The following is a 19,720-nucleotide window of genomic DNA, read 5'->3' on the forward strand; positions in this document are numbered from 1 at the left end:
TTAACGAGAAAAGCGCCCTCTATTCACCCGAAACAAAAATGTGATAACAATCACAGAATGCAGCTTATTGAATACCCATTATGAGTTAGCCATTAACGCGTCCACGAGGTTAATAATAATTATATTAAATGTTAACAAAAATAAAACAAACGGGAACGCAAAATAAATATTCGTTTTCACAGTGGAATTAACTCATGAAGAATGAAAAGAGAAAAACGGGAATAGAACCGAAGGTTTTCTTTCCGCCGTTAATAATCGTCGGCATACTTTGTTGGCTTACAGTCAGAGATCTGGATGCAGCGAATGTCGTTATTAATGCTGTATTCAGTTACGTCACCAATGTATGGGGATGGGCATTTGAATGGTATATGGTGGTGATGCTTTTCGGTTGGTTCTGGCTGGTGTTTGGCCCGTATGCCAAAAAGCGTTTAGGTAACGAACCACCTGAATTTAGTACCGCCAGTTGGATCTTTATGATGTTCGCCTCCTGTACGTCTGCTGCCGTACTGTTCTGGGGATCGATTGAGATCTACTACTACATCTCCACCCCGCCGTTTGGCTTAGAACCGAACTCGACAGGGGCGAAAGAGTTGGGGCTGGCTTACAGCTTGTTCCACTGGGGACCTCTGCCGTGGGCCACTTACAGCTTCCTTTCAGTCGCCTTCGCTTACTTCTTCTTTGTCCGCAAAATGGAAGTGATTCGCCCCAGCTCGACACTGGTGCCGCTGGTAGGTGAAAAACACGCCAAAGGGTTGTTCGGCACTATCGTCGACAACTTCTATCTCGTCGCCTTGATCTTCGCGATGGGTACCAGTCTGGGCCTTGCCACGCCGCTGGTGACCGAGTGTATGCAATGGTTGTTTGGCATTCCGCATACCCTGCAACTGGACGCTATCATCATTACCTGCTGGATTATCCTCAACGCCATTTGCGTCGCTTGCGGTCTGCAAAAAGGGGTACGTATCGCCAGTGACGTGCGTAGTTACCTGAGCTTCCTGATGCTGGGTTGGGTGTTCATTGTCAGCGGTGCCAGCTTCATCATGAACTACTTCACCGATTCGGTGGGGATGTTGCTGATGTATCTGCCGCGCATGTTGTTCTATACCGATCCCATCGCTAAAGGCGGCTTCCCGCAGGGCTGGACCGTGTTCTACTGGGCATGGTGGGTGATTTATGCTATCCAGATGAGTATCTTCCTCGCCCGCATCTCCCGTGGTCGTACTGTGCGTGAACTGTGCTTCGGCATGGTGCTGGGGCTGACAGCGTCAACCTGGATCCTGTGGACTGTACTCGGTAGTAACACTCTGCTGTTGATAGATAAAAACATTATCAACATTCCAAATCTGATCGAACAGTACGGTGTGGCGCGCGCCATTATCGAAACCTGGGCTGCTCTGCCACTCAGCACCGCCACCATGTGGGGCTTCTTCATCCTCTGCTTTATTGCCACCGTTACGCTGGTTAACGCCTGCTCTTATACCCTGGCGATGTCCACTTGCCGCGAAGTACGCGATGGTGAAGAACCACCGCTGCTGGTGCGTATCGGTTGGTCAATTCTGGTTGGCATTATCGGTATTGTTTTGCTGGCGCTCGGCGGCCTGAAACCGATTCAAACTGCCATTATCGCCGGAGGATGCCCGCTGTTCTTCGTCAACATTATGGTGACGCTCTCCTTTATTAAAGACGCGAAACAGAACTGGAAAGATTAATTAACCCCCAAAATATCAAGAGGTTGAAAGATGGATTTTAATTTAAATGATGAGCAGGAACTGTTTGTCGCCGGTATCCGCGAACTGATGGCCAGCGAAAACTGGGAGGCCTATTTTGCCGAGTGCGACCGTGACAGCGTCTACCCGGAACGTTTTGTCAAAGCACTGGCGGATATGGGTATCGACAGTCTGCTGATCCCTGAAGAGCACGGTGGTCTGGACGCGGGGTTTGTTACTCTCGCCGCCGTGTGGATGGAGCTGGGACGTCTGGGGGCACCAACCTATGTACTGTACCAGTTGCCGGGCGGGTTCAACACCTTCCTGCGCGAAGGCACACAAGAGCAGATCGACAAGATTATGGCTTTCCGCGGCACCGGTAAGCAGATGTGGAACTCAGCGATTACCGAACCGGGCGCGGGCTCCGACGTGGGTAGCCTGAAAACGACTTATACCCGTAGAAATGGTAAGATTTATCTTAATGGTAGTAAGTGTTTTATTACCAGCAGCGCCTATACCCCGTACATCGTGGTGATGGCGCGCGACGGGGCTTCTCCGGACAAACCTGTCTACACCGAATGGTTTGTTGATATGAGCAAACCGGGCATCAAAGTGACCAAACTTGAAAAGCTCGGTCTGCGTATGGATAGCTGCTGTGAAATCACCTTTGACGACGTGGAACTGGACGAGAAAGACATGTTCGGTCGGGAAGGTAACGGCTTTAACCGCGTCAAAGAAGAGTTCGACCATGAACGTTTCCTGGTAGCCCTGACCAACTACGGTACGGCGATGTGCGCCTTTGAAGATGCGGCGCGCTACGCCAACCAGCGCGTGCAGTTTGGCGAGGCTATTGGTCGTTTCCAGTTGATTCAGGAAAAATTCGCCCACATGGCGATCAAATTAAACTCCATGAAAAACATGCTGTATGAAGCAGCGTGGAAAGCAGACAACGGCACCATCACCTCTGGCGATGCAGCGATGTGCAAATACTTCTGCGCCAATGCGGCATTTGAAGTGGTGGATAGCGCAATGCAGGTGCTGGGCGGTGTCGGGATTGCGGGCAACCACCGCATCAGCCGCTTCTGGCGTGACCTGCGTGTAGACCGCGTCTCCGGGGGATCTGACGAAATGCAGATCCTGACGCTGGGTCGCGCGGTGCTGAAGCAATACCGCTAAGTCCGTGCGCTGCCTGATGCGACGCTAATGCGTCTTATCAGGCCTACGGGAGCACGAATGTAGGCCGGATAAAGCGTTTACGCCGCATCCGGCAGTCATGCGCTACATAAATTTTTCAGGAGCTAATAATGGATCATCTACCCATGCCGAAATTCGGGCCGCTGGCCGGATTGCGCGTTGTCTTCTCCGGTATCGAAATCGCCGGACCGTTTGCCGGGCAAATGTTCGCAGAATGGGGGGCGGAAGTTATTTGGATCGAGAACGTCGCCTGGGCCGACACCATTCGCGTTCAACCGAACTACCCGCAGCTCTCCCGCCGCAATTTGCACGCGCTGTCGTTAAATATTTTCAAAGATGAAGGCCGCGAAGCGTTTCTGAAATTAATGGAAACCACCGATATCTTCATCGAAGCCAGTAAAGGTCCGGCCTTTGCCCGTCGTGGCATTACCGATGAAGTACTGTGGCAGCACAACCCGAAACTGGTTATCGCTCACCTGTCCGGTTTTGGTCAGTACGGCACCGAGGAGTACACCAATCTTCCGGCCTATAACACCATCGCCCAGGCCTTCAGTGGTTACCTGATTCAGAACGGTGATGTTGACCAGCCAATGCCTGCCTTCCCGTATACCGCCGATTACTTTTCTGGCCTGACCGCCACCACGGCGGCGCTGGCAGCACTGCATAAAGTGCGTGAAACCGGTAAAGGCGAAAGTATCGACATCGCCATGTACGAAGTGATGCTGCGTATGGGCCAGTACTTCATGATGGATTACTTCAACGGCGGCGAAATGTGCCCGCGCATGAGCAAAGGTAAAGATCCCTACTACGCCGGTTGCGGTCTGTATAAATGTGCCGACGGCTACATCGTGATGGAACTGGTGGGCATTACCCAAATTGAAGAGTGCTTTAAAGATATTGGCCTCGCACATCTACTCAGTACGCCGGAAATCCCGGAAGGCACTCAGCTTATCCACCGTATCGAATGCCCTTACGGCCCACTGGTAGAAGAAAAACTCGATGCCTGGCTGGCGGCACATACCATCGCAGAAGTTAAAGAACGCTTTGCCGAACTGAATATCGCCTGTGCCAAAGTACTGACCGTACCGGAACTGGAAAGCAATCCACAGTATGTTGCCCGTGAATCAATCACTCAGTGGCAAACGATGGATGGTCGCACCTGCAAAGGGCCGAACATCATGCCGAAATTCAAAAATAACCCCGGACAAATCTGGCGCGGAATGCCCTCACATGGCATGGACACGGCTGCCATTTTGAAAAATATCGGCTACAGCGAAAACGACATTCAGGAGTTGGTCAGCAAAGGTCTGGCCAAAGTTGAGGACTAAACGCGTGGCGTCAGTCGGCTTGCCTGACTAGCGCCCGCCCAATAACAAACGAACAAAAATGGATAGAGGTGCAATGGATATCATTGGCGGACAACATCTACGTCAAATGTGGGACGATCTTGCGGACGTTTACGGTCATAAAACGGCGCTGATTTGTGAATCCAGCGGCGGAGTCGTTAACCGGTATAGTTATCTTGAGTTAAATCAGGAGATTAACCGCACGGCAAACCTGTTTTATACGCTGGGGATTCGCAAAGGCGACAAGGTTGCACTACATCTCGACAACTGCCCGGAATTTATCTTTTGCTGGTTCGGGCTGGCAAAAATTGGCGCGATTATGGTGCCGATTAACGCCCGCCTGTTACGCGAGGAAAGCGCGTGGATCCTGCAAAATAGCCAGGCGTGCCTGCTGGTGACCAGTGCGCAATTCTATCCTATGTATCAACAGATTCAGCAGGAAGATGCCACTCAATTGCGGCACATTTGCCTGACAGATGTGGCACTTCCCGCTGATGATGGCGTGAGTTCGTTTACTCAACTGAAAAATCAACAACCTGCCACCTTGTGCTATGCACCGCCGCTATCGACTGACGATACGGCGGAAATTCTCTTCACCTCCGGCACCACCTCCCGACCGAAAGGTGTGGTGATTACCCATTACAACCTGCGCTTCGCTGGATATTACTCCGCCTGGCAGTGTGCACTGCGTGACGATGACGTCTACCTGACGGTAATGCCTGCGTTTCATATCGATTGCCAGTGTACTGCGGCGATGGCGGCGTTTTCTGCCGGGGCCACCTTTGTGCTGGTCGAGAAATACAGCGCCCGCGCCTTCTGGGGACAGGTGCAGAAGTACCGCGCCACCATTACCGAATGTATTCCGATGATGATCCGTACGTTGATGGTGCAGCCGCCTTCAGCGAACGATCGGCAACACCGCCTGCGGGAAGTGATGTTTTATCTCAACTTGTCGGAGCAGGAAAAAGATGCGTTTTGTGAACGCTTCGGCGTTCGCTTGCTGACGTCTTATGGGATGACGGAAACCATTGTGGGCATTATCGGCGATCGCCCTGGCGATAAACGACGCTGGCCGTCGATTGGTCGGGCGGGGTTTTGCTACGAAGCGGAGATCCGCGACGATCACAATCGCCCGCTCCCGGCAGGTGAGATCGGTGAAATCTGTATTAAAGGCGTACCAGGGAAAACCATCTTCAAAGAGTATTTTCTCAACCCGAAAGCCACTGCGAAAGTGCTGGAAGCCGACGGCTGGCTACATACCGGCGATACCGGATACTGCGACGAAGAGGGCTTTTTTTATTTCGTCGATCGCCGCTGCAATATGATCAAACGCGGTGGCGAGAATGTCTCCTGCGTGGAGCTGGAAAATATCATCGCCACCCATCCAAAAATTCAGGATATCGTGGTTGTGGGTATTAAAGATTCGATTCGCGATGAAGCCATCAAAGCATTTGTGGTGCTGAATGAAGGTGAAACATTGAGCGAAGAGGAATTTTTCCGCTTCTGCGAACAAAATATGGCGAAATTTAAAGTGCCCTCTTATCTGGAGATCAGAAAAGATCTGCCACGTAATTGCTCGGGGAAAATAATTAGAAAGAATCTGAAATAAATGAAACAGCAGGGAACTACCCTGCCAGCTAATAATCACGCTATAAAACAATATGCATTTTTTGCAGGGATGTTGTCGTCCCTGAAAAAGCAAAAATGGAGAAAAGGAATGAGTGAATCATTACATCTGACCCGCAATGGATCAATTCTGGAAATTACCCTTGATCGTCCAAAAGCGAATGCTATTGATGCAAAAACCAGCTTTGAAATGGGCGAAGTATTTCTAAATTTCCGTGACGATCCGCAATTACGTGTCGCCATTATTACCGGTGCCGGAGAGAAGTTCTTTTCCGCGGGCTGGGATTTAAAAGCGGCAGCAGAAGGCGAAGCACCGGATGCTGACTTTGGCCCGGGTGGATTTGCGGGATTAACCGAAATTTTCAATCTCGACAAACCGGTTATCGCAGCTGTGAACGGCTATGCCTTTGGCGGCGGTTTCGAACTGGCGCTGGCGGCAGATTTTATTGTTTGTGCCGATAACGCCAGCTTCGCCCTGCCGGAAGCCAAGCTGGGCATCGTTCCTGACAGCGGCGGCGTGCTGCGTCTACCGAAGATCCTGCCGCCTGCCATCGTCAATGAAATGGTGATGACCGGCAGACGAATGGGCGCAGAAGAGGCGCTGCGTTGGGGGATAGTCAACCGCGTGGTTAGCCAGGCGGAACTGATGGATAACGCCCGCGAACTGGCGCAGCAGCTGGTTAACAGCGCCCCGCTGGCGATTGCGGCGCTGAAAGAGATCTTCCGCACCACCAGCGAAATGCCGGTAGAAGAAGCGTATCGCTATATTCGCAGCGGCGTGTTGAAACACTATCCGTCGGTTCTGCATTCGGAGGATGCCATTGAAGGGCCGCTGGCGTTTGCCGAGAAGCGCGATCCGGTGTGGAAAGGACGTTAACAACCGTGAGCTATTACGCCTTTGAGGGGTTAATTCCGGTGGTTCACCCGACGGCGTTTGTCCATCCCAGTGCCGTCTTGATTGGCGATGTGATTGTGGGAGCCGGTGTCTACATCGGCCCACTCGCCTCACTGCGTGGTGACTACGGGCGGTTGATCGTGCAAGCGGGAGCCAATATTCAGGATGGCTGCATTATGCATGGCTACTGCGACACTGACACCATCGTTGGGGAAAACGGCCATATCGGGCACGGAGCGATCCTGCATGGTTGTGTGATTGGTCGCGATGCATTGGTCGGGATGAACAGCGTGATTATGGATGGCGCGGTCATTGGCGAAGAGAGCATTGTTGCCGCCATGAGCTTTGTCAAAGCAGGCTTTCACGGCGAGAAACGCCAGTTGTTGATGGGTACGCCAGCCCGCGCTGTACGCAGTGTTAGTGACGACGAGTTACACTGGAAACGGTTGAATACCAAAGAGTATCAGGATCTTGTCGGGCGCTGTCATGCATCGTTACATGAAACACAGCCACTGAGGCAAATGGAGGAAAATCGCCCCCGTTTGCAGGGGACGACGGATGTGACGCCTAAACGGTGATCTTGCCGGATGCGACCTGGTTGCTGGATAAGATGCTACAACATCGCATCTGGCAAGCAGGACGCCCGGTATCAACGAGATAAAATTAACGACGCATACTCTTTGACAACATCATCTGCCACTTCTGCTCGCGGTTAAGTTCCGTGAGCGGAACGGCAGGAATACGCGGCGTCTTTCTTACGCCGACTAATTTATCCCGGCTGTTATTGCGCAGGCGCGCGTAAATTTGCTCATCGATATCGACCACTTTTACCAGTCGCTGGCACTGGCATCCCCGTCCTTCCAGCTTATTAGGGATCATCTTAACTTCGCAGCTTATTTCTGCGACTTCCGACAGAATATAAGTCAGGGTATTAACCGCCTTGCTGTGTTCAATATCGAAATGAATAGAGATCTCTCTTGCTATCACCCACCGATTTTCAGCCATCATCCATTCGGCGATTAACAAGTAGAGTGGTTTTTCAACATATCCTTCACACATACGAACTCCAGTTTCACAAATTAAAAGTCTGGCTATGACTCGTTTTGAAGCAATTAAACAAGGCCATATTAAAATTGTGGATATATCGATAGTATGCAACTTCACCGTCGATAAGTGTGAGCTAAATCCTGCTTATGTCATCAAAAATATCGATTCCCCAAAAGATTTACTTAATGGGCAAAAAAAACGGTCCTCATCAGAGAACCGTATTACTTATTCGATCAAATTAGCGGATGAAAAATATCCGCCATGACACGCTATTATTTGATCTGCGCGTGCATTTCCTGCACCGAAATTACTTTTTCGGTCGCGTCGGCATTCAGCGCCATCGCGGTAGCGAAACCACCGTTCAGGGTGGTGTCATAATGCACTTTATATTGCAGCGCACTGCGACGGATCACGCGGGAGTCTTCAATCGCGCGACGGCCTGAAGTGGTGTTGATGATGTAGGTATATTCGCCATTCTTGATGCGGTCCTGAATGTGCGGACGGCCTTCATGCACCTTGTTCACCAGACGCGGATTAATGCCCGCTTCGCCCAGCACAATCGCCGTGCCGTGGGTCGCATCCAGCTCGAAGCCCTGTTTCAGCAATTTTGCCGCCAGGTCCACCACGCGTTCTTTATCGCCTTCGCGCACGGAAAGCAGCGCACGACCGTGTTTCTTCATGGTGGAGTTGCTGCCCAGCTGCGCTTTGGCAAACGCTTCAGCGAAGGTGCGGCCCACGCCCATCACTTCCCCGGTGGAGCGCATTTCTGGCCCTAACAGCGGGTCAACACCCGGGAATTTATTGAACGGCAGCACCACTTCTTTCACCGAGTAGTACGGCGGGATAACTTCTTTGGTTACGCCCTGCTCAGCCAGCGATTTGCCAGCCATCACACGCGCCGCCACTTTTGCCAGCGGTACGCCGGTGGCTTTGGAGACGAACGGAACGGTACGCGCCGCACGCGGGTTAACTTCAATCAGGTAGACTTCGTTGTTTTTCACCGCAAACTGCACGTTCATCAGACCGCGCACCTGCAATTCGAAGGCCAGTTTCTGCACCTGCTGGCGCATCACATCCTGAATTTCCTGACTTAAGGTGTAGGCTGGCAGAGAACATGCGGAGTCACCGGAGTGCACGCCCGCCTGCTCGATGTGCTCCATGATGCCGCCAATAAGCACCATTTCGCCGTCGCAGATGGCATCCACGTCAACTTCTACCGCGTCATCAAGGAAGTGATCCAGCAACACTGGCGCATCGTTAGACACGCTGACCGCCGTCTGGAAGTAGCGACGCAGGTCAGCTTCGTCATAGACGATTTCCATCGCCCGACCGCCGAGAACGTAAGACGGACGTACCACCAGCGGGTAGCCAATCTCTTTCGCCTTCTCTACCGCCATTTCAATAGCGGTAACGGTGGCGTTCGCCGGTTGTTTCAGTTTCAGACGCTCAACCGCATGCTGAAAGCGTTCACGGTCTTCTGCACGGTCGATAGCATCCGGGCTGGTGCCGATAACCGGTACGCCAGCAGCTTCCAGCGCGCGCGCCAGTTTCAGCGGGGTCTGACCGCCGTACTGAACGATAACGCCTTTCGGCTTCTCAATACGCACGATTTCTAGCACATCTTCCAGAGTTACCGGCTCGAAGTAGAGGCGATCGGAAGTGTCGTAGTCGGTGGAGACGGTTTCCGGGTTACAGTTAACCATAATGGTTTCGTAACCGTCTTCGCGCAGCGCCAGCGAGGCGTGTACACAGCAGTAGTCGAATTCGATACCCTGACCGATACGGTTCGGGCCGCCGCCGAGAACCATGATTTTTTCACGGTCGGTAGACGGATTCGCTTCGCACTCTTCTTCATAAGTGGAGTACATGTAAGCGGTGTCGGTGGCGAACTCTGCCGCACAGGTATCCACGCGCTTATAAACCGGGTGCAGGTCATACTGGTCGCGCAGCTTGCGGATTTCCGCTTCGCGCACGCCCGCCAGTTTTGCCAGACGCGCATCGGCAAAGCCTTTGCGTTTCAGCTGGCGCAGGAATTCAGCGTTCAGGCCAGTGATGCCCACTTCCGCTACTTTCTCTTCCAGACGCACCAGTTCTTCAATCTGTACCAGGAACCAACGGTCAATATTGGTCAGGTTGAACACGCCGTCCACAGACAGGCCCGCACGGAAGGCATCGGCGATGTACCAGATACGCTCTGCGCCAGCATCTTTCAGTTCGCGACGGATTTTGGTTAACGCTTCCGGGTCATCGAGGCTCACTTTCGGGTCGAATCCAGTCGCACCGACTTCCAGGCCGCGCAGCGCTTTTTGCAGGGATTCCTGCTGCGTGCGACCAATCGCCATCACTTCGCCAACCGATTTCATCTGAGTGGTCAGACGGTCGTTAGCACCAGCGAATTTTTCGAAGTTGAAGCGAGGAATTTTAGTAACCACATAGTCGATGGACGGCTCGAAGGAGGCCGGAGTACGTCCGCCAGTGATGTCGTTCATCAGTTCGTCGAGGGTGTAACCCACCGCCAGTTTCGCCGCCACTTTAGCAATCGGGAAACCGGTCGCTTTCGACGCCAGCGCCGAAGAACGGGACACGCGTGGGTTCATTTCGATAACAATCAGGCGACCGTTTTTCGGGTTCACCGCAAACTGGACATTGGAACCACCGGTTTCAACGCCGATTTCACGCAGCACCGCCATCGAGGCGTTACGCATGATTTGATATTCTTTGTCGGTCAGCGTTTGGGCTGGCGCGACAGTGATGGAGTCACCGGTATGGATGCCCATCGCATCAAAGTTTTCGATAGAGCAGACGATGATGCAGTTGTCGTTTTTATCACGCACCACTTCCATCTCGTACTCTTTCCAGCCGATCAGCGACTCATCAATCAGCAGCTCTTTGGTTGGGGAGAGATCCAGACCGCGGGCGCAAATTTCTTCAAACTCTTCGCGGTTATAAGCGATACCGCCGCCGCTACCGCCCATGGTAAAGGATGGGCGAATAATGCACGGGAAGCCCACGTCAGCGGCAACCGCCAGCGCTTCTTCCATCGTGTGTGCGATACCGGAACGCGCGGTTTCCAGACCAATTTTCTTCATCGCTACGTCGAAACGACGGCGGTCTTCTGCTTTATCAATCGCATCGGCGGTCGCACCAATCATAGTCACGCCGAACTCTTCCAACACGCCCTGACGCTCCAGCTCCAGCGCGCAGTTCAGCGCCGTCTGACCGCCCATCGTTGGCAGCACCGCGTCCGGGCGCTCTTTTTCAATAATCTTGCGTACCACTTCCCAGTGAATCGGCTCGATGTAGGTCGCATCGGCCATTTCCGGGTCGGTCATGATGGTCGCCGGGTTGGAGTTCACCAGAATGACCCGGTAACCCTCTTCGCGCAGGGCTTTACATGCTTGCGCGCCAGAGTAGTCAAACTCACACGCCTGACCGATAACAATCGGGCCCGCACCCAGAATCAGGATACTTTTTATATCTGTACGTTTTGGCATGGCTCTTTTACTCCTGATTACTTAGCGGTTTTACGGTACTGCTCAATTAACTCGATAAAGTGGTCGAACAACGGCGCGGCGTCGTGTGGACCAGGGCTGGCTTCAGGGTGCCCCTGGAAGCTGAACGCCGGTTTATCGGTGCGATGAATGCCCTGTAACGTACCGTCGAACAGGGATTTATGCGTGACACGCAGGTTTGCTGGTAATGTTGCTTCGTCCACCGCAAAACCGTGGTTCTGGGCGGTGATCATCACCACGTTTTTCTCAACATCTTTAACCGGATGGTTGCCGCCGTGGTGACCAAATTTCATTTTGACAGTCTTCGCACCGCTCGCCAGCGCCAGCAGCTGATGACCGAGGCAGATGCCGAAGACCGGAATATCGGTTTCGAGGAATTTCTGGATGGCGGTAATGGCGTAATCGCACGGGGCCGGGTCGCCAGGACCGTTGGAGAGGAAGATGCCGTCTGGATTCATTTTCAGCACATCTTCCGCAGAAGTTTGCGCCGGAACGATGGTCAGGCGACAGCCTCTGTCCACCAACATGCGCAGGATGTTGCGCTTGGCACCAAAATCATAAGCCACGACGTGGAACGGCAGCTCGTCTTCTTTTTTCGCTTCTGGCAGGCCGCCGGTCAACGTCCAGCTCCCTTGTGTCCAGCTATAGGCTTCTGCGGTGGTCACTTCTTTTGCCAGATCCATGCCATTCAGACCTGGGAACGCGCGGGCTTTTTCTAACGCCAACGCCGCATCCGGGTTATCGCCTGCGATAATGCAGCCATTCTGTGCGCCTTTCTCGCGCAGTAAACGTGTCAGCTTACGGGTATCGATATCGGCAATCGCCACGATGTTATGGCGCTTCAGGTAAGAAGAGAGGTCTTCGGTATTACGGAAGTTGCTGGCAATCAGCGGCAGGTCGCGAATCACCAGACCTTGTGCATGTACCTGAGAAGATTCTTCATCGGCGTCATTAGTGCCGACATTGCCAATATGGGGATAAGTAAGAGTAACGATTTGACGAGAATAGGAAGGATCAGTGAGGATTTCTTGATAACCGGTCATTGAAGTATTGAAAACGACTTCCCCAACCGCCGAACCTGTTGCCCCTATGGCCCGACCGTGAAACTGGGTTCCGTCTTCCAGAACCAATAGCGCTGACTTAATCAAAACACCCTCCAGAGAATATTCACTCACTTTATTTGCATATTAATTCACAATGATGACGTAAATCAATGCAAATCTGCTTACCGACGAATTTCTGGCAAACGGCGGCATTCTGGAGATATGGGCGCTAAAAGTCAACTTAATGGCGGGATTTTTTATATTATTTTGTGGCTCATGCATGTTTTACAGGCATTAAGCGGCAAAAAGATCATATAACCTGTTCTGGAAAACGCTTGCGCAGCAAGAAGATTGCATGAAATAAAAGCGAGTAGGGAAAAGTGGACCAAATGGTCAAAATTTACATTAAAACAACAAAAACCGAAGACAAAACATGTAATTTTTGGCACTTATAGACAATTTAAAAACATAACACTAAAAATAAAAGGGCCAAAAATTAAAGCCCTTTACAATCAATAAATTAAATGTGTTATTTTTGCACCATAACAAATATTTTGTGGTTACAAACTATTGAGATCAAGCACATCTCGCATATCAAAAAGACCACTTTCCTTACCACTCAACCACAAAGCCGATCTTACCGCGCCGTTAGCAAATGTCATGCGGCTGGACGCCTTATGGGTGATCTCCAGACGCTCGCCAATATCGGCAAACATCGCGGTATGTTCGCCAACGATGTCACCTGCACGCACGGTGGCAAAACCAATGGTGCCAGGCACACGTTCACCGGTGTGGCCTTCACGACTGTAGACCGCGCAATCTTTCAGATCTTTATCAAGGGCGTGGGCGATCGCCTCTCCCATTGCCAGTGCGGTGCCTGACGGCGCATCAACTTTATGTCTATGATGTGCTTCAATAATTTCGATATCGGTGTAGTCACCCATCACTTTGGCTGCTTTCTCCAGCAGCTTAAGCATGACGTTAACGCCAACGCTAAAATTGGCGGCAAAGACAATCGCAATATCGGCGGCGGCGTCACGAATCGCCTGTTTACCGGCTTCGTCAAACCCCGTAGTGCCGATCACCATCCCTTTGCCATGCTGGCGACAAAAAGCGAGATGGTTCAGCGTACCTTCCGGACGGGTAAAATCGATAAACACATCAAAATCATCTTTTACCGCATCGAGGCTGCTTTGCACGGTAACGCCTGTTTTCCCTGCACCAGCCAGCTCACCGGCGTCGCTGCCCAGTAAAGAAGATCCTTCGCGCTCCAGCGCCGCGCCCAGCTGCACGCCTTCTAATGCCAGCGCCGCCTGAATCAACTGGCGGCCCATACGCCCCCCGGCTCCCGCGATGGCAACGCGGATGTTTGCATCATGCATAGCTATTCTCTTTTGTTAATTTGCATAGACCGTTTTCAGAGTAACCAGCGCATCGCTACGCCGCCAGCCAAAAACGCTGATAATTAGAAATTAATGATAAACAGGGAGGGATATCAGTGAAAGGCATGAGTCGATGAATGACTGCATGCCGATAACATGTGACAGGTTACGACGCCAGAGCCAGCACCTCAGCCACCCACTGCTGGAAGCCTTTCACATCCAGATCCAATGCCACCTTTACATTGGCTGGTTTGCCCAGGCAACCGTCGATATCAACCACCGTCGTGCCTGAGGTAAATTCGCCTTGAGTTTCTACCGCGACAAAACACGGCTTGAGGGTGAATAAGTCCGGGCGCACCAGCCAGGCGATGGCGCAGAGATCGTGCATTCGCAGACCGCTTTGCATACTGCCGCTACGGTAGTGGCTAAACAGTGCATGAAGCATTTTTCCGGTGCGATTCAACTCCGGCAAAGTAGCGAGATAGTCAGGGGTTAATATTGCCTGATTGGTGACATCCAGACCGCACATGACGATTTCGATTCCGCTACGGAAGACACAGGCAGCCGCTTCTGGATCGGCAGCGATATTAAACTCGGCGTTTGGCGTACAGTTGCCGCGTCCGGCAGAACCACCCATGATCACCAGACGGCGAATATACGGCTTGCATTCCGGGCATTGTGAAAGTAACAGCGCAATATTGGTTAACGGGCCAATGGCCACCAGGGTAACAGGCTCTGGTGCACGCATCAGGGCATCCCGAATCGCCAGAAACGCCGGTATCCCGAGCGGCTTTCGGTTGTGCTCAACAAAGTCGTAGCCAGCCATTCCCGATTCGCCGTGCACAGATGCCGCATCACGCGGTGCGCGTACCAGCGGCACAGCGGCCCCTTGGGCGAGCGGAATCTCCGCATTCCAGAAATGCAGCAGTTGCAGGGCATTGCGGGTAGTTTTCTCAACCGAGACATTACCCGCGACGGTGGTCATCAGTTGCAGGTCGAGTTCGGGTGCAAAAATCGCGGCGGCAATGGCGACGGCATCGTCAATGCCGGGGTCAGTATCGAGGAAGATAGGTAAACGCATGTTTTCTCCATAAAAAATGCCGGTAACAAGACCGGCATTTTCGCATAACTTAGGCTGCTAATGACTTAATCGACTTCACGAATATCGACACGCAGCTCTTTCGGCACTTCGAAAACAATGTTTTCTTCACGTCCTTCCAGCGGAATGGCTTCACCACCGCCCAGCTGTTGCAAACGTGCCACCACATTCTGCACCAGAATATCCGGAGCCGATGCGCCCGCAGTCACGCCGACGCATTTAACCTCTTTCACCCACTCTTCCTGGATATCTTTCGCATCATCAATCAAAAACGCGCTTTTGCCCATACGCTGGGCCAGCTCCGCCAGACGGTTGGAGTTAGAGGAGTTTTTCGAACCGACCACCAGCACAACTTCCGCCTGTTCGGCCAGGGCACGTACCGCTTCCTGTCGGTTAGTCGTGGCGTAGCAGATGTCATCTTTGCGCGGACCGACAATTTTCGGGAAGCGTTTACGCAGCGCGTCGATCACATCAGACGTGTCATCCACCGACAGCGTGGTCTGGGTCATAAAGGAGAGTTTCTCTTCGTTTTTGACCGTCAGTTTCCACACATCGTCTGGTGATTCAACCAGATACATTCCCCCTTCCGGGTTGCTGTACTGACCCATCGTGCCTTCCACTTCCGGGTGCCCGGCGTGACCGATGAGAATAGATTCTTCGCCACGGCGACTAGCGCGGGCGACTTCCATATGCACTTTGGTCACCAGCGGACAGGTCGCGTCAAATACCGTCAAATCGCGACTTTTTGCTTCGTTACGTACCGCCTGAGAAACACCGTGTGCGGAGAAAATCAGGATCGCGCCGTCCGGTACTTCGCTAATCTGCTCAATAAAGATAGCCCCACGCTCACGCAAGCTATCGACCACATAGCGGTTATGTACCACTTCGTGACGGACATATATCGGTGCGCCGTAAATGGCCAGCGCGTTTTCAACAATGCTGATAGCGCGGTCTACCCCGGCACAAAAACCACGCGGGTTGGCCAACAGGATCTGCATGTTACGCCTCCAGTGCCGGATCGATTTCCAGCACTTCAATATCAAAATGAACGGTCTGCCCGGCCAGCGGATGGTTGAAATCAACGGTAATGGAGTCGCCGTTAATTTCGCGGATCACGCCAGGCATCTCACTGCCATCCATTGCGGTAAAAAGCATGATTGCGCCAATTTCTGGCTCGCCTGCATCCATAAATTCACGGCGGGAGAAGTACTGAATCAGGTCCGGTGACGGCACGCCAAACGCCGCATCTGGCTCCAACGAGAAGGTGGTTTTATCGCCCACTTTCAGCCCCAACAGGTGTTGCTCCAGCCCTTCAGAAAGAGAAGCATCACCCAGGCGGAACAGCGCCGGTTTACCGTTGTTGCGGGTAGACTCGGCGGTGGTGCCATCGTCGAGTTTTAGCGTGAAGTGCACCAGGACGGCGCTATTGCTCTGTACAGATTCAGACATGCAGGTTTGCTCTTATATTTTGAGGATTTTTGCCGGATGCGGCCTACGATTTCGCAGCAATCTGTAGGCCTTATCCGGCAGGGTTTATTATTGTTTTTTCGCTTTAGAAGGCAAAAAACCTTCCAGCACAATCAGTGCCGCACCGACACAAATGGCAGTATCGGCAAGGTTGAAGGTGGCGAAGTGCCAGTCGCCGACGTAGAAGTCGATCATATCGACAACGAAGCCGTGCCACAGGCGGTCGAACAGGTTGCCCAGCGCGCCGCCAATAATCAGCGCATAAGCGATATTGTTTAGCTTCTGCGTGGCCTTCGAGCGATACATCATCACTGCCAGGATCACGCTAATACCAATCGCAATACCGGCAAAGAACCAACGCTGCCAGCCGCCGCTATCGGCAAGGAAACTAAACGCCGCGCCATAGTTACGCGCATAATGCAGATTAAGCGACGGGAACAGCGGGACCGTATCCCCCAGAGCAAAGTTCTGGAGGATCAGGTATTTGCTGCCCAGATCGATAATCAGCACGACTACCACCAGCCACAGCCAGCGTAGCCCTGTTGAACAGATCGATTGACTCATCAGGCAAACTTACGTTTTTCACCGTCACCGGCGACGTTGCTGACACAGCGGCCGCAGATTTCTGCGTGTTCCGCCACCTTGCCGACATCCTGGGTGTAGTGCCAGCAGCGTGGGCACTTCTCACCTTCGGCTTTACTCAACGCGACTTTCAGCCCTTTGAGTACTTCGCTCTGCTGAGCATCAGCAGGTGCGTCGTTATAGTCTGCAACGGTAGCGCCGGAGGTCAACAGGACAAATCGTAATTCATCGCCCAGCGCGGTCAGTTTCGCCGACAGTTCCGGTTCTGCATACAAGGTTACTGCCGCTTCCAGCGAGCCACCCACTTTCTTGTCGGCACGCGCTTGCTCAATGACTTTGTTCACTTCGCCACGCACTTTCAACAGCTCGTCCCAGAACGCATCGTTCATCGCTTCACTGTCTGCCAGACCAAACAGGCCTTCGTACCACTCACCGGTAAAGACGTATTTTTCACGTTCGCCCGGCAGGTAGCCCCACACTTCATCAGCGGTGAAGGAGAGGATTGGTGCCATCCAGCGCACCAGCGCTTCTGCGATGTGATACAGCGCAGTCTGGCAGCTACGACGCGCCACACTGTCCGCTTTGGCGGTGTACTGACGGTCTTTGATGATGTCGAGGTAGAAGGAACCCATCTCAACGGAGCAGAAGCGCATCAGACGCTGTACCACTTCGTGGAAATCGTATGCTTCGTACGCCTTGAGGATGTCTTCCTGTGCCGCTTTCGCACAACCTACGGCCCAGCGATCCAGTACCACCATCTCTTCCGGTTTCACCATATCTTTTGCCGGATCAAAACCGTTCAGGTTTGCCAGCAGGAAGCGCGCGGTGTTACGGATACGACGATAGCTGTCGGCAGCACGTTTCAGGATCTCATCAGAAACGGCCATTTCACCGGTGTAGTCAGTTGATGCCACCCACAGACGCAGAATATCCGCGCCCAGTTTGTTCATCACATCCTGCGGCGAAACGGTGTTGCCGATGGATTTAGACATCTTGCGACCCTGACCATCCACGGTAAAGCCGTGGGTCAGTACCTGACGATACGGCGCTTTGCCTTTCATCGCGGTGGAGATCATCAGGGAAGACATGAACCAACCACGGTGCTGGTCAGAACCTTCCAGATACATGTCCGCTGCGTGACCGGCAAATTCCGGACGCACGTCAACAACAGAAGAGTGGGTAGATCCGGAGTCAAACCATACATCCAATGTGTCCGGCACTTTCACGTACTGATCAGCTTCATCGCCGAGGATCTCTTTCGCATCAAGATCCCACCACGCCTGGATGCCGTCAACTTCAACGCGTTTTGCCACTTCTTCCATTAGTTCGAGAGTACGCGGATGCAGCTCTTCCGTGTCTTTGTGCACGAACAGTGACATCGGTACGCCCCAGGTGCGCTGACGGGAGATACACCAGTCAGGACGGTTAGCAACCATCGACTCGATACGCGCCTGGCCCCAGTCCGGGATCCACTGCACGCCTTTGATCTCTTTCAGTGACTGCGCACGCAGACCTTTCTGATCCATGCTGACGAACCACTGCGGCGTCGCGCGGAAGATGATCGGCGTTTTGTGACGCCAGCAGCACGGATAGCTGTGCTGCATTTTCTCAACGTGCAGCAGCGCGCCTTTTTCCTGCAGCAGCGCAACGACGATGTCGTTCGCTTTGAAGACGTTCACGCCATCCAGCGTCGGATAAGTGCCCGGCAGATAAGTGCCGTCCGGGCCAACCGGGTTAGCGGTTTCCAGGCCGTATTTCTGACCGATCACATAGTCGTCCGGGCCGTGGCCAGGCGCGGTGTGAACGGCACCGGTACCGGCATCCAGGGTAACGTGATCGCCGAGGATTGCCGGAACGTCGAAGCCCATAAACGGATGGGTAAAGCGCAGCAACTCAAGCTCCGCACCTTTTACCGTGCCGAGAATGGTGTAATCGGTCACGCCGATACGCTGCATTACGCTTTCAACCAGATCTTTCGCCAGAATCACGGCCTGACCGTCGATCTGCACCAGCGCATAGTCGAAATCAGGTGCAATAGAGATTGCGCGGTTCGCAGGCAGAGTCCACGGCGTAGTGGTCCAGATCACCAGCGAGATTGGGCCGTTAACGTTGCTTACGGCAAATTTTGCTTTCAGTGCATCCTGATCGACCGCCTGAAAAGCAACGTCGATGGACGGAGAAGTTTTGTCGTAATACTCAACTTCCGCTTCCGCCAGCGCAGAACGGCAGTCAACGCACCAGTGAACTGGCTTCGCGCCTTTGTGCAGGTGACCGTTGCCGATGATTTTGCCCAGCGCGCGGATGATGTTGGCTTCAGTTTTGAAGTCCATGGTCAGGTACGGGTGCGACCAGTCGCCCAGCACGCCCAGACGGATAAAGTCTTTGCGTTGACCGTCAACCTGGGTCGCCGCGTATTCGCGGCACTTGGCGCGGAACTCGGCGGCGGTGAATTTCTCACCCGGCTTACCGTATTCTTGCTCTACTTTCAGCTCGATCGGCAGACCGTGGCAGTCCCAGCCAGGCACATACGGCGAGTCATAACCGGAAAGCCCTTTGGACTTCACGATAATGTCTTTCAGAATCTTGTTAACCGAGTGACCAATATGAATGCTGCCATTCGCATAAGGAGGGCCATCATGCAGAATGAAGGTTTTTTTGCCTTTTTTAGCCGCACGGATGATGCCGTACAGATCATCATCAGTCCAACGCGCCAGCATTCCCGGTTCGCGCTTGGCGAGATCGCCACGCATCGGGAACCCTGTTTCCGGCAAATTCAGGGTTGATTTATAGTCACTCATCAGATTCTCGGTTCCGTGTTTCG

The 19,720-nt window shown here is 52.9% G+C and carries 15 protein-coding genes; 6 read left to right on the forward strand and 9 right to left on the reverse strand.

Annotated elements, in window-relative coordinates; genetic code table 11:
• Positions 1–194 precede the first annotated feature (194 nt).
• The 6 genes from caiT to caiE all read left to right on the forward strand — a co-directional run bounded on the left by caiT (position 195) and on the right by caiE (position 7,345).
• Positions 195–1,709 carry an L-carnitine/gamma-butyrobetaine antiporter gene (gene caiT / locus FTE26_RS12370; protein WP_000787103.1) on the forward strand — a complete coding sequence of 505 codons (1,515 nt, stop codon included), beginning with the start codon at positions 195–197 and terminating at the stop codon, positions 1,707–1,709.
• Between the two features lie 30 nt (positions 1,710–1,739).
• On the forward strand, positions 1,740–2,882 hold the full coding sequence (caiA, locus tag FTE26_RS12375; RefSeq protein ID WP_000347117.1) for a crotonobetainyl-CoA dehydrogenase: 1,143 nt from the start codon (positions 1,740–1,742) through the stop codon (positions 2,880–2,882).
• 128 nt (positions 2,883–3,010) lie between these two features.
• A complete protein-coding gene (gene caiB, locus FTE26_RS12380; RefSeq protein ID WP_000349938.1) occupies positions 3,011–4,228 on the forward strand; it encodes an L-carnitine CoA-transferase in 1,218 nt (405 codons plus the stop codon).
• A 73-nt stretch (positions 4,229–4,301) separates the two neighbouring features.
• Positions 4,302–5,855: a crotonobetaine/carnitine-CoA ligase gene (gene caiC, locus FTE26_RS12385; protein ID WP_001297614.1), complete on the forward strand. Its 1,554-nt coding sequence runs from the start codon at positions 4,302–4,304 to the stop codon at positions 5,853–5,855.
• 108 nt (positions 5,856–5,963) lie between these two features.
• Positions 5,964–6,749, forward strand: coding sequence for a crotonobetainyl-CoA hydratase (caiD, locus tag FTE26_RS12390; protein ID WP_000004397.1), 786 nt, complete (start codon positions 5,964–5,966; stop codon positions 6,747–6,749).
• A gap of 5 nt (positions 6,750–6,754) precedes the next feature.
• Positions 6,755–7,345: a carnitine operon protein CaiE gene (gene caiE / locus FTE26_RS12395; protein ID WP_000122876.1), complete on the forward strand. Its 591-nt coding sequence runs from the start codon at positions 6,755–6,757 to the stop codon at positions 7,343–7,345.
• A gap of 85 nt (positions 7,346–7,430) precedes the next feature.
• Here caiE and caiF read toward each other — a convergent pair whose 3' ends face one another.
• From caiF to ileS, 9 genes are all read right to left on the reverse strand, one after another.
• Positions 7,431–7,826 (reverse strand): carnitine metabolism transcriptional regulator CaiF, encoded by a 396-nt coding sequence (caiF, locus tag FTE26_RS12400; protein WP_000333120.1) that lies wholly within the window; start codon positions 7,824–7,826, stop codon positions 7,431–7,433.
• A 260-nt stretch (positions 7,827–8,086) separates the two neighbouring features.
• Entirely contained in the window at positions 8,087–11,308 is a 3,222-nt protein-coding gene (gene carB / locus FTE26_RS12405) for a carbamoyl-phosphate synthase large subunit (RefSeq protein WP_001126376.1), read from the reverse strand.
• 17 nt (positions 11,309–11,325) lie between these two features.
• Positions 11,326–12,474 carry a glutamine-hydrolyzing carbamoyl-phosphate synthase small subunit gene (gene carA, locus FTE26_RS12410; RefSeq protein WP_000597260.1) on the reverse strand — a complete coding sequence of 383 codons (1,149 nt, stop codon included), beginning with the start codon at positions 12,472–12,474 and terminating at the stop codon, positions 11,326–11,328.
• Positions 12,475–12,929: 455 nt separating this feature from the next.
• The gene (dapB, locus tag FTE26_RS12415; protein ID WP_000543605.1) at positions 12,930–13,751 is read right to left on the reverse strand and encodes a 4-hydroxy-tetrahydrodipicolinate reductase; all 822 of its coding nucleotides are present in this window, start codon (positions 13,749–13,751) and stop codon (positions 12,930–12,932) included.
• A gap of 166 nt (positions 13,752–13,917) precedes the next feature.
• Positions 13,918–14,832, reverse strand: a complete 915-nt coding sequence (rihC, locus tag FTE26_RS12420) for a ribonucleoside hydrolase RihC (protein ID WP_001239133.1) — start codon at positions 14,830–14,832, stop codon at positions 13,918–13,920.
• Positions 14,833–14,897: 65 nt separating this feature from the next.
• Positions 14,898–15,848 carry a 4-hydroxy-3-methylbut-2-enyl diphosphate reductase gene (gene ispH, locus FTE26_RS12425; protein WP_001166405.1) on the reverse strand — a complete coding sequence of 317 codons (951 nt, stop codon included), beginning with the start codon at positions 15,846–15,848 and terminating at the stop codon, positions 14,898–14,900.
• 1 nt (position 15,849) lies between these two features.
• A complete protein-coding gene (gene fkpB, locus FTE26_RS12430) occupies positions 15,850–16,299 on the reverse strand; it encodes an FKBP-type peptidyl-prolyl cis-trans isomerase (RefSeq protein WP_000004655.1) in 450 nt (149 codons plus the stop codon).
• Between the two features lie 87 nt (positions 16,300–16,386).
• Entirely contained in the window at positions 16,387–16,881 is a 495-nt protein-coding gene (lspA, locus tag FTE26_RS12435) for a signal peptidase II (protein WP_000083369.1), read from the reverse strand.
• Positions 16,881–19,697: an isoleucine--tRNA ligase gene (gene ileS / locus FTE26_RS12440; RefSeq protein WP_001286857.1), complete on the reverse strand. Its 2,817-nt coding sequence runs from the start codon at positions 19,695–19,697 to the stop codon at positions 16,881–16,883. Before ileS ends, lspA begins: the two co-directional genes overlap by 1 nt.
• Positions 19,698–19,720: the final 23 nt, after the last annotated feature.

Source organism: Escherichia sp. S10b, assembly GCF_028421345.1.
Taxonomy (GTDB): Bacteria; Pseudomonadota; Gammaproteobacteria; order Enterobacterales; family Enterobacteriaceae; genus ECMA0423.

What these genes read in the sequence shown, in the direction of transcription:
- caiT (WP_000787103.1), top strand. Translation starts at nt 195, where the DNA reads ATGAAGAATGAAAAGAGAAAAACGGGAATAGAACCGAAGGTTTTCTTT.
- caiA (WP_000347117.1), top strand. Translation starts at nt 1,740, where the DNA reads ATGGATTTTAATTTAAATGATGAGCAGGAACTGTTTGTCGCCGGTATC.
- caiB (WP_000349938.1), top strand. Translation starts at nt 3,011, where the DNA reads ATGGATCATCTACCCATGCCGAAATTCGGGCCGCTGGCCGGATTGCGC.
- caiC (WP_001297614.1), top strand. Translation starts at nt 4,302, where the DNA reads ATGGATATCATTGGCGGACAACATCTACGTCAAATGTGGGACGATCTT.
- caiD (WP_000004397.1), top strand. Translation starts at nt 5,964, where the DNA reads ATGAGTGAATCATTACATCTGACCCGCAATGGATCAATTCTGGAAATT.
- caiF (WP_000333120.1), bottom strand. Translation starts at nt 7,826, where the DNA reads ATGTGTGAAGGATATGTTGAAAAACCACTCTACTTGTTAATCGCCGAA.
- carB (WP_001126376.1), bottom strand. Translation starts at nt 11,308, where the DNA reads ATGCCAAAACGTACAGATATAAAAAGTATCCTGATTCTGGGTGCGGGC.
- dapB (WP_000543605.1), bottom strand. Translation starts at nt 13,751, where the DNA reads ATGCATGATGCAAACATCCGCGTTGCCATCGCGGGAGCCGGGGGGCGT.
- rihC (WP_001239133.1), bottom strand. Translation starts at nt 14,832, where the DNA reads ATGCGTTTACCTATCTTCCTCGATACTGACCCCGGCATTGACGATGCC.
- ispH (WP_001166405.1), bottom strand. Translation starts at nt 15,848, where the DNA reads ATGCAGATCCTGTTGGCCAACCCGCGTGGTTTTTGTGCCGGGGTAGAC.
- fkpB (WP_000004655.1), bottom strand. Translation starts at nt 16,299, where the DNA reads ATGTCTGAATCTGTACAGAGCAATAGCGCCGTCCTGGTGCACTTCACG.
- lspA (WP_000083369.1), bottom strand. Translation starts at nt 16,881, where the DNA reads ATGAGTCAATCGATCTGTTCAACAGGGCTACGCTGGCTGTGGCTGGTG.
- ileS (WP_001286857.1), bottom strand. Translation starts at nt 19,697, where the DNA reads ATGAGTGACTATAAATCAACCCTGAATTTGCCGGAAACAGGGTTCCCG.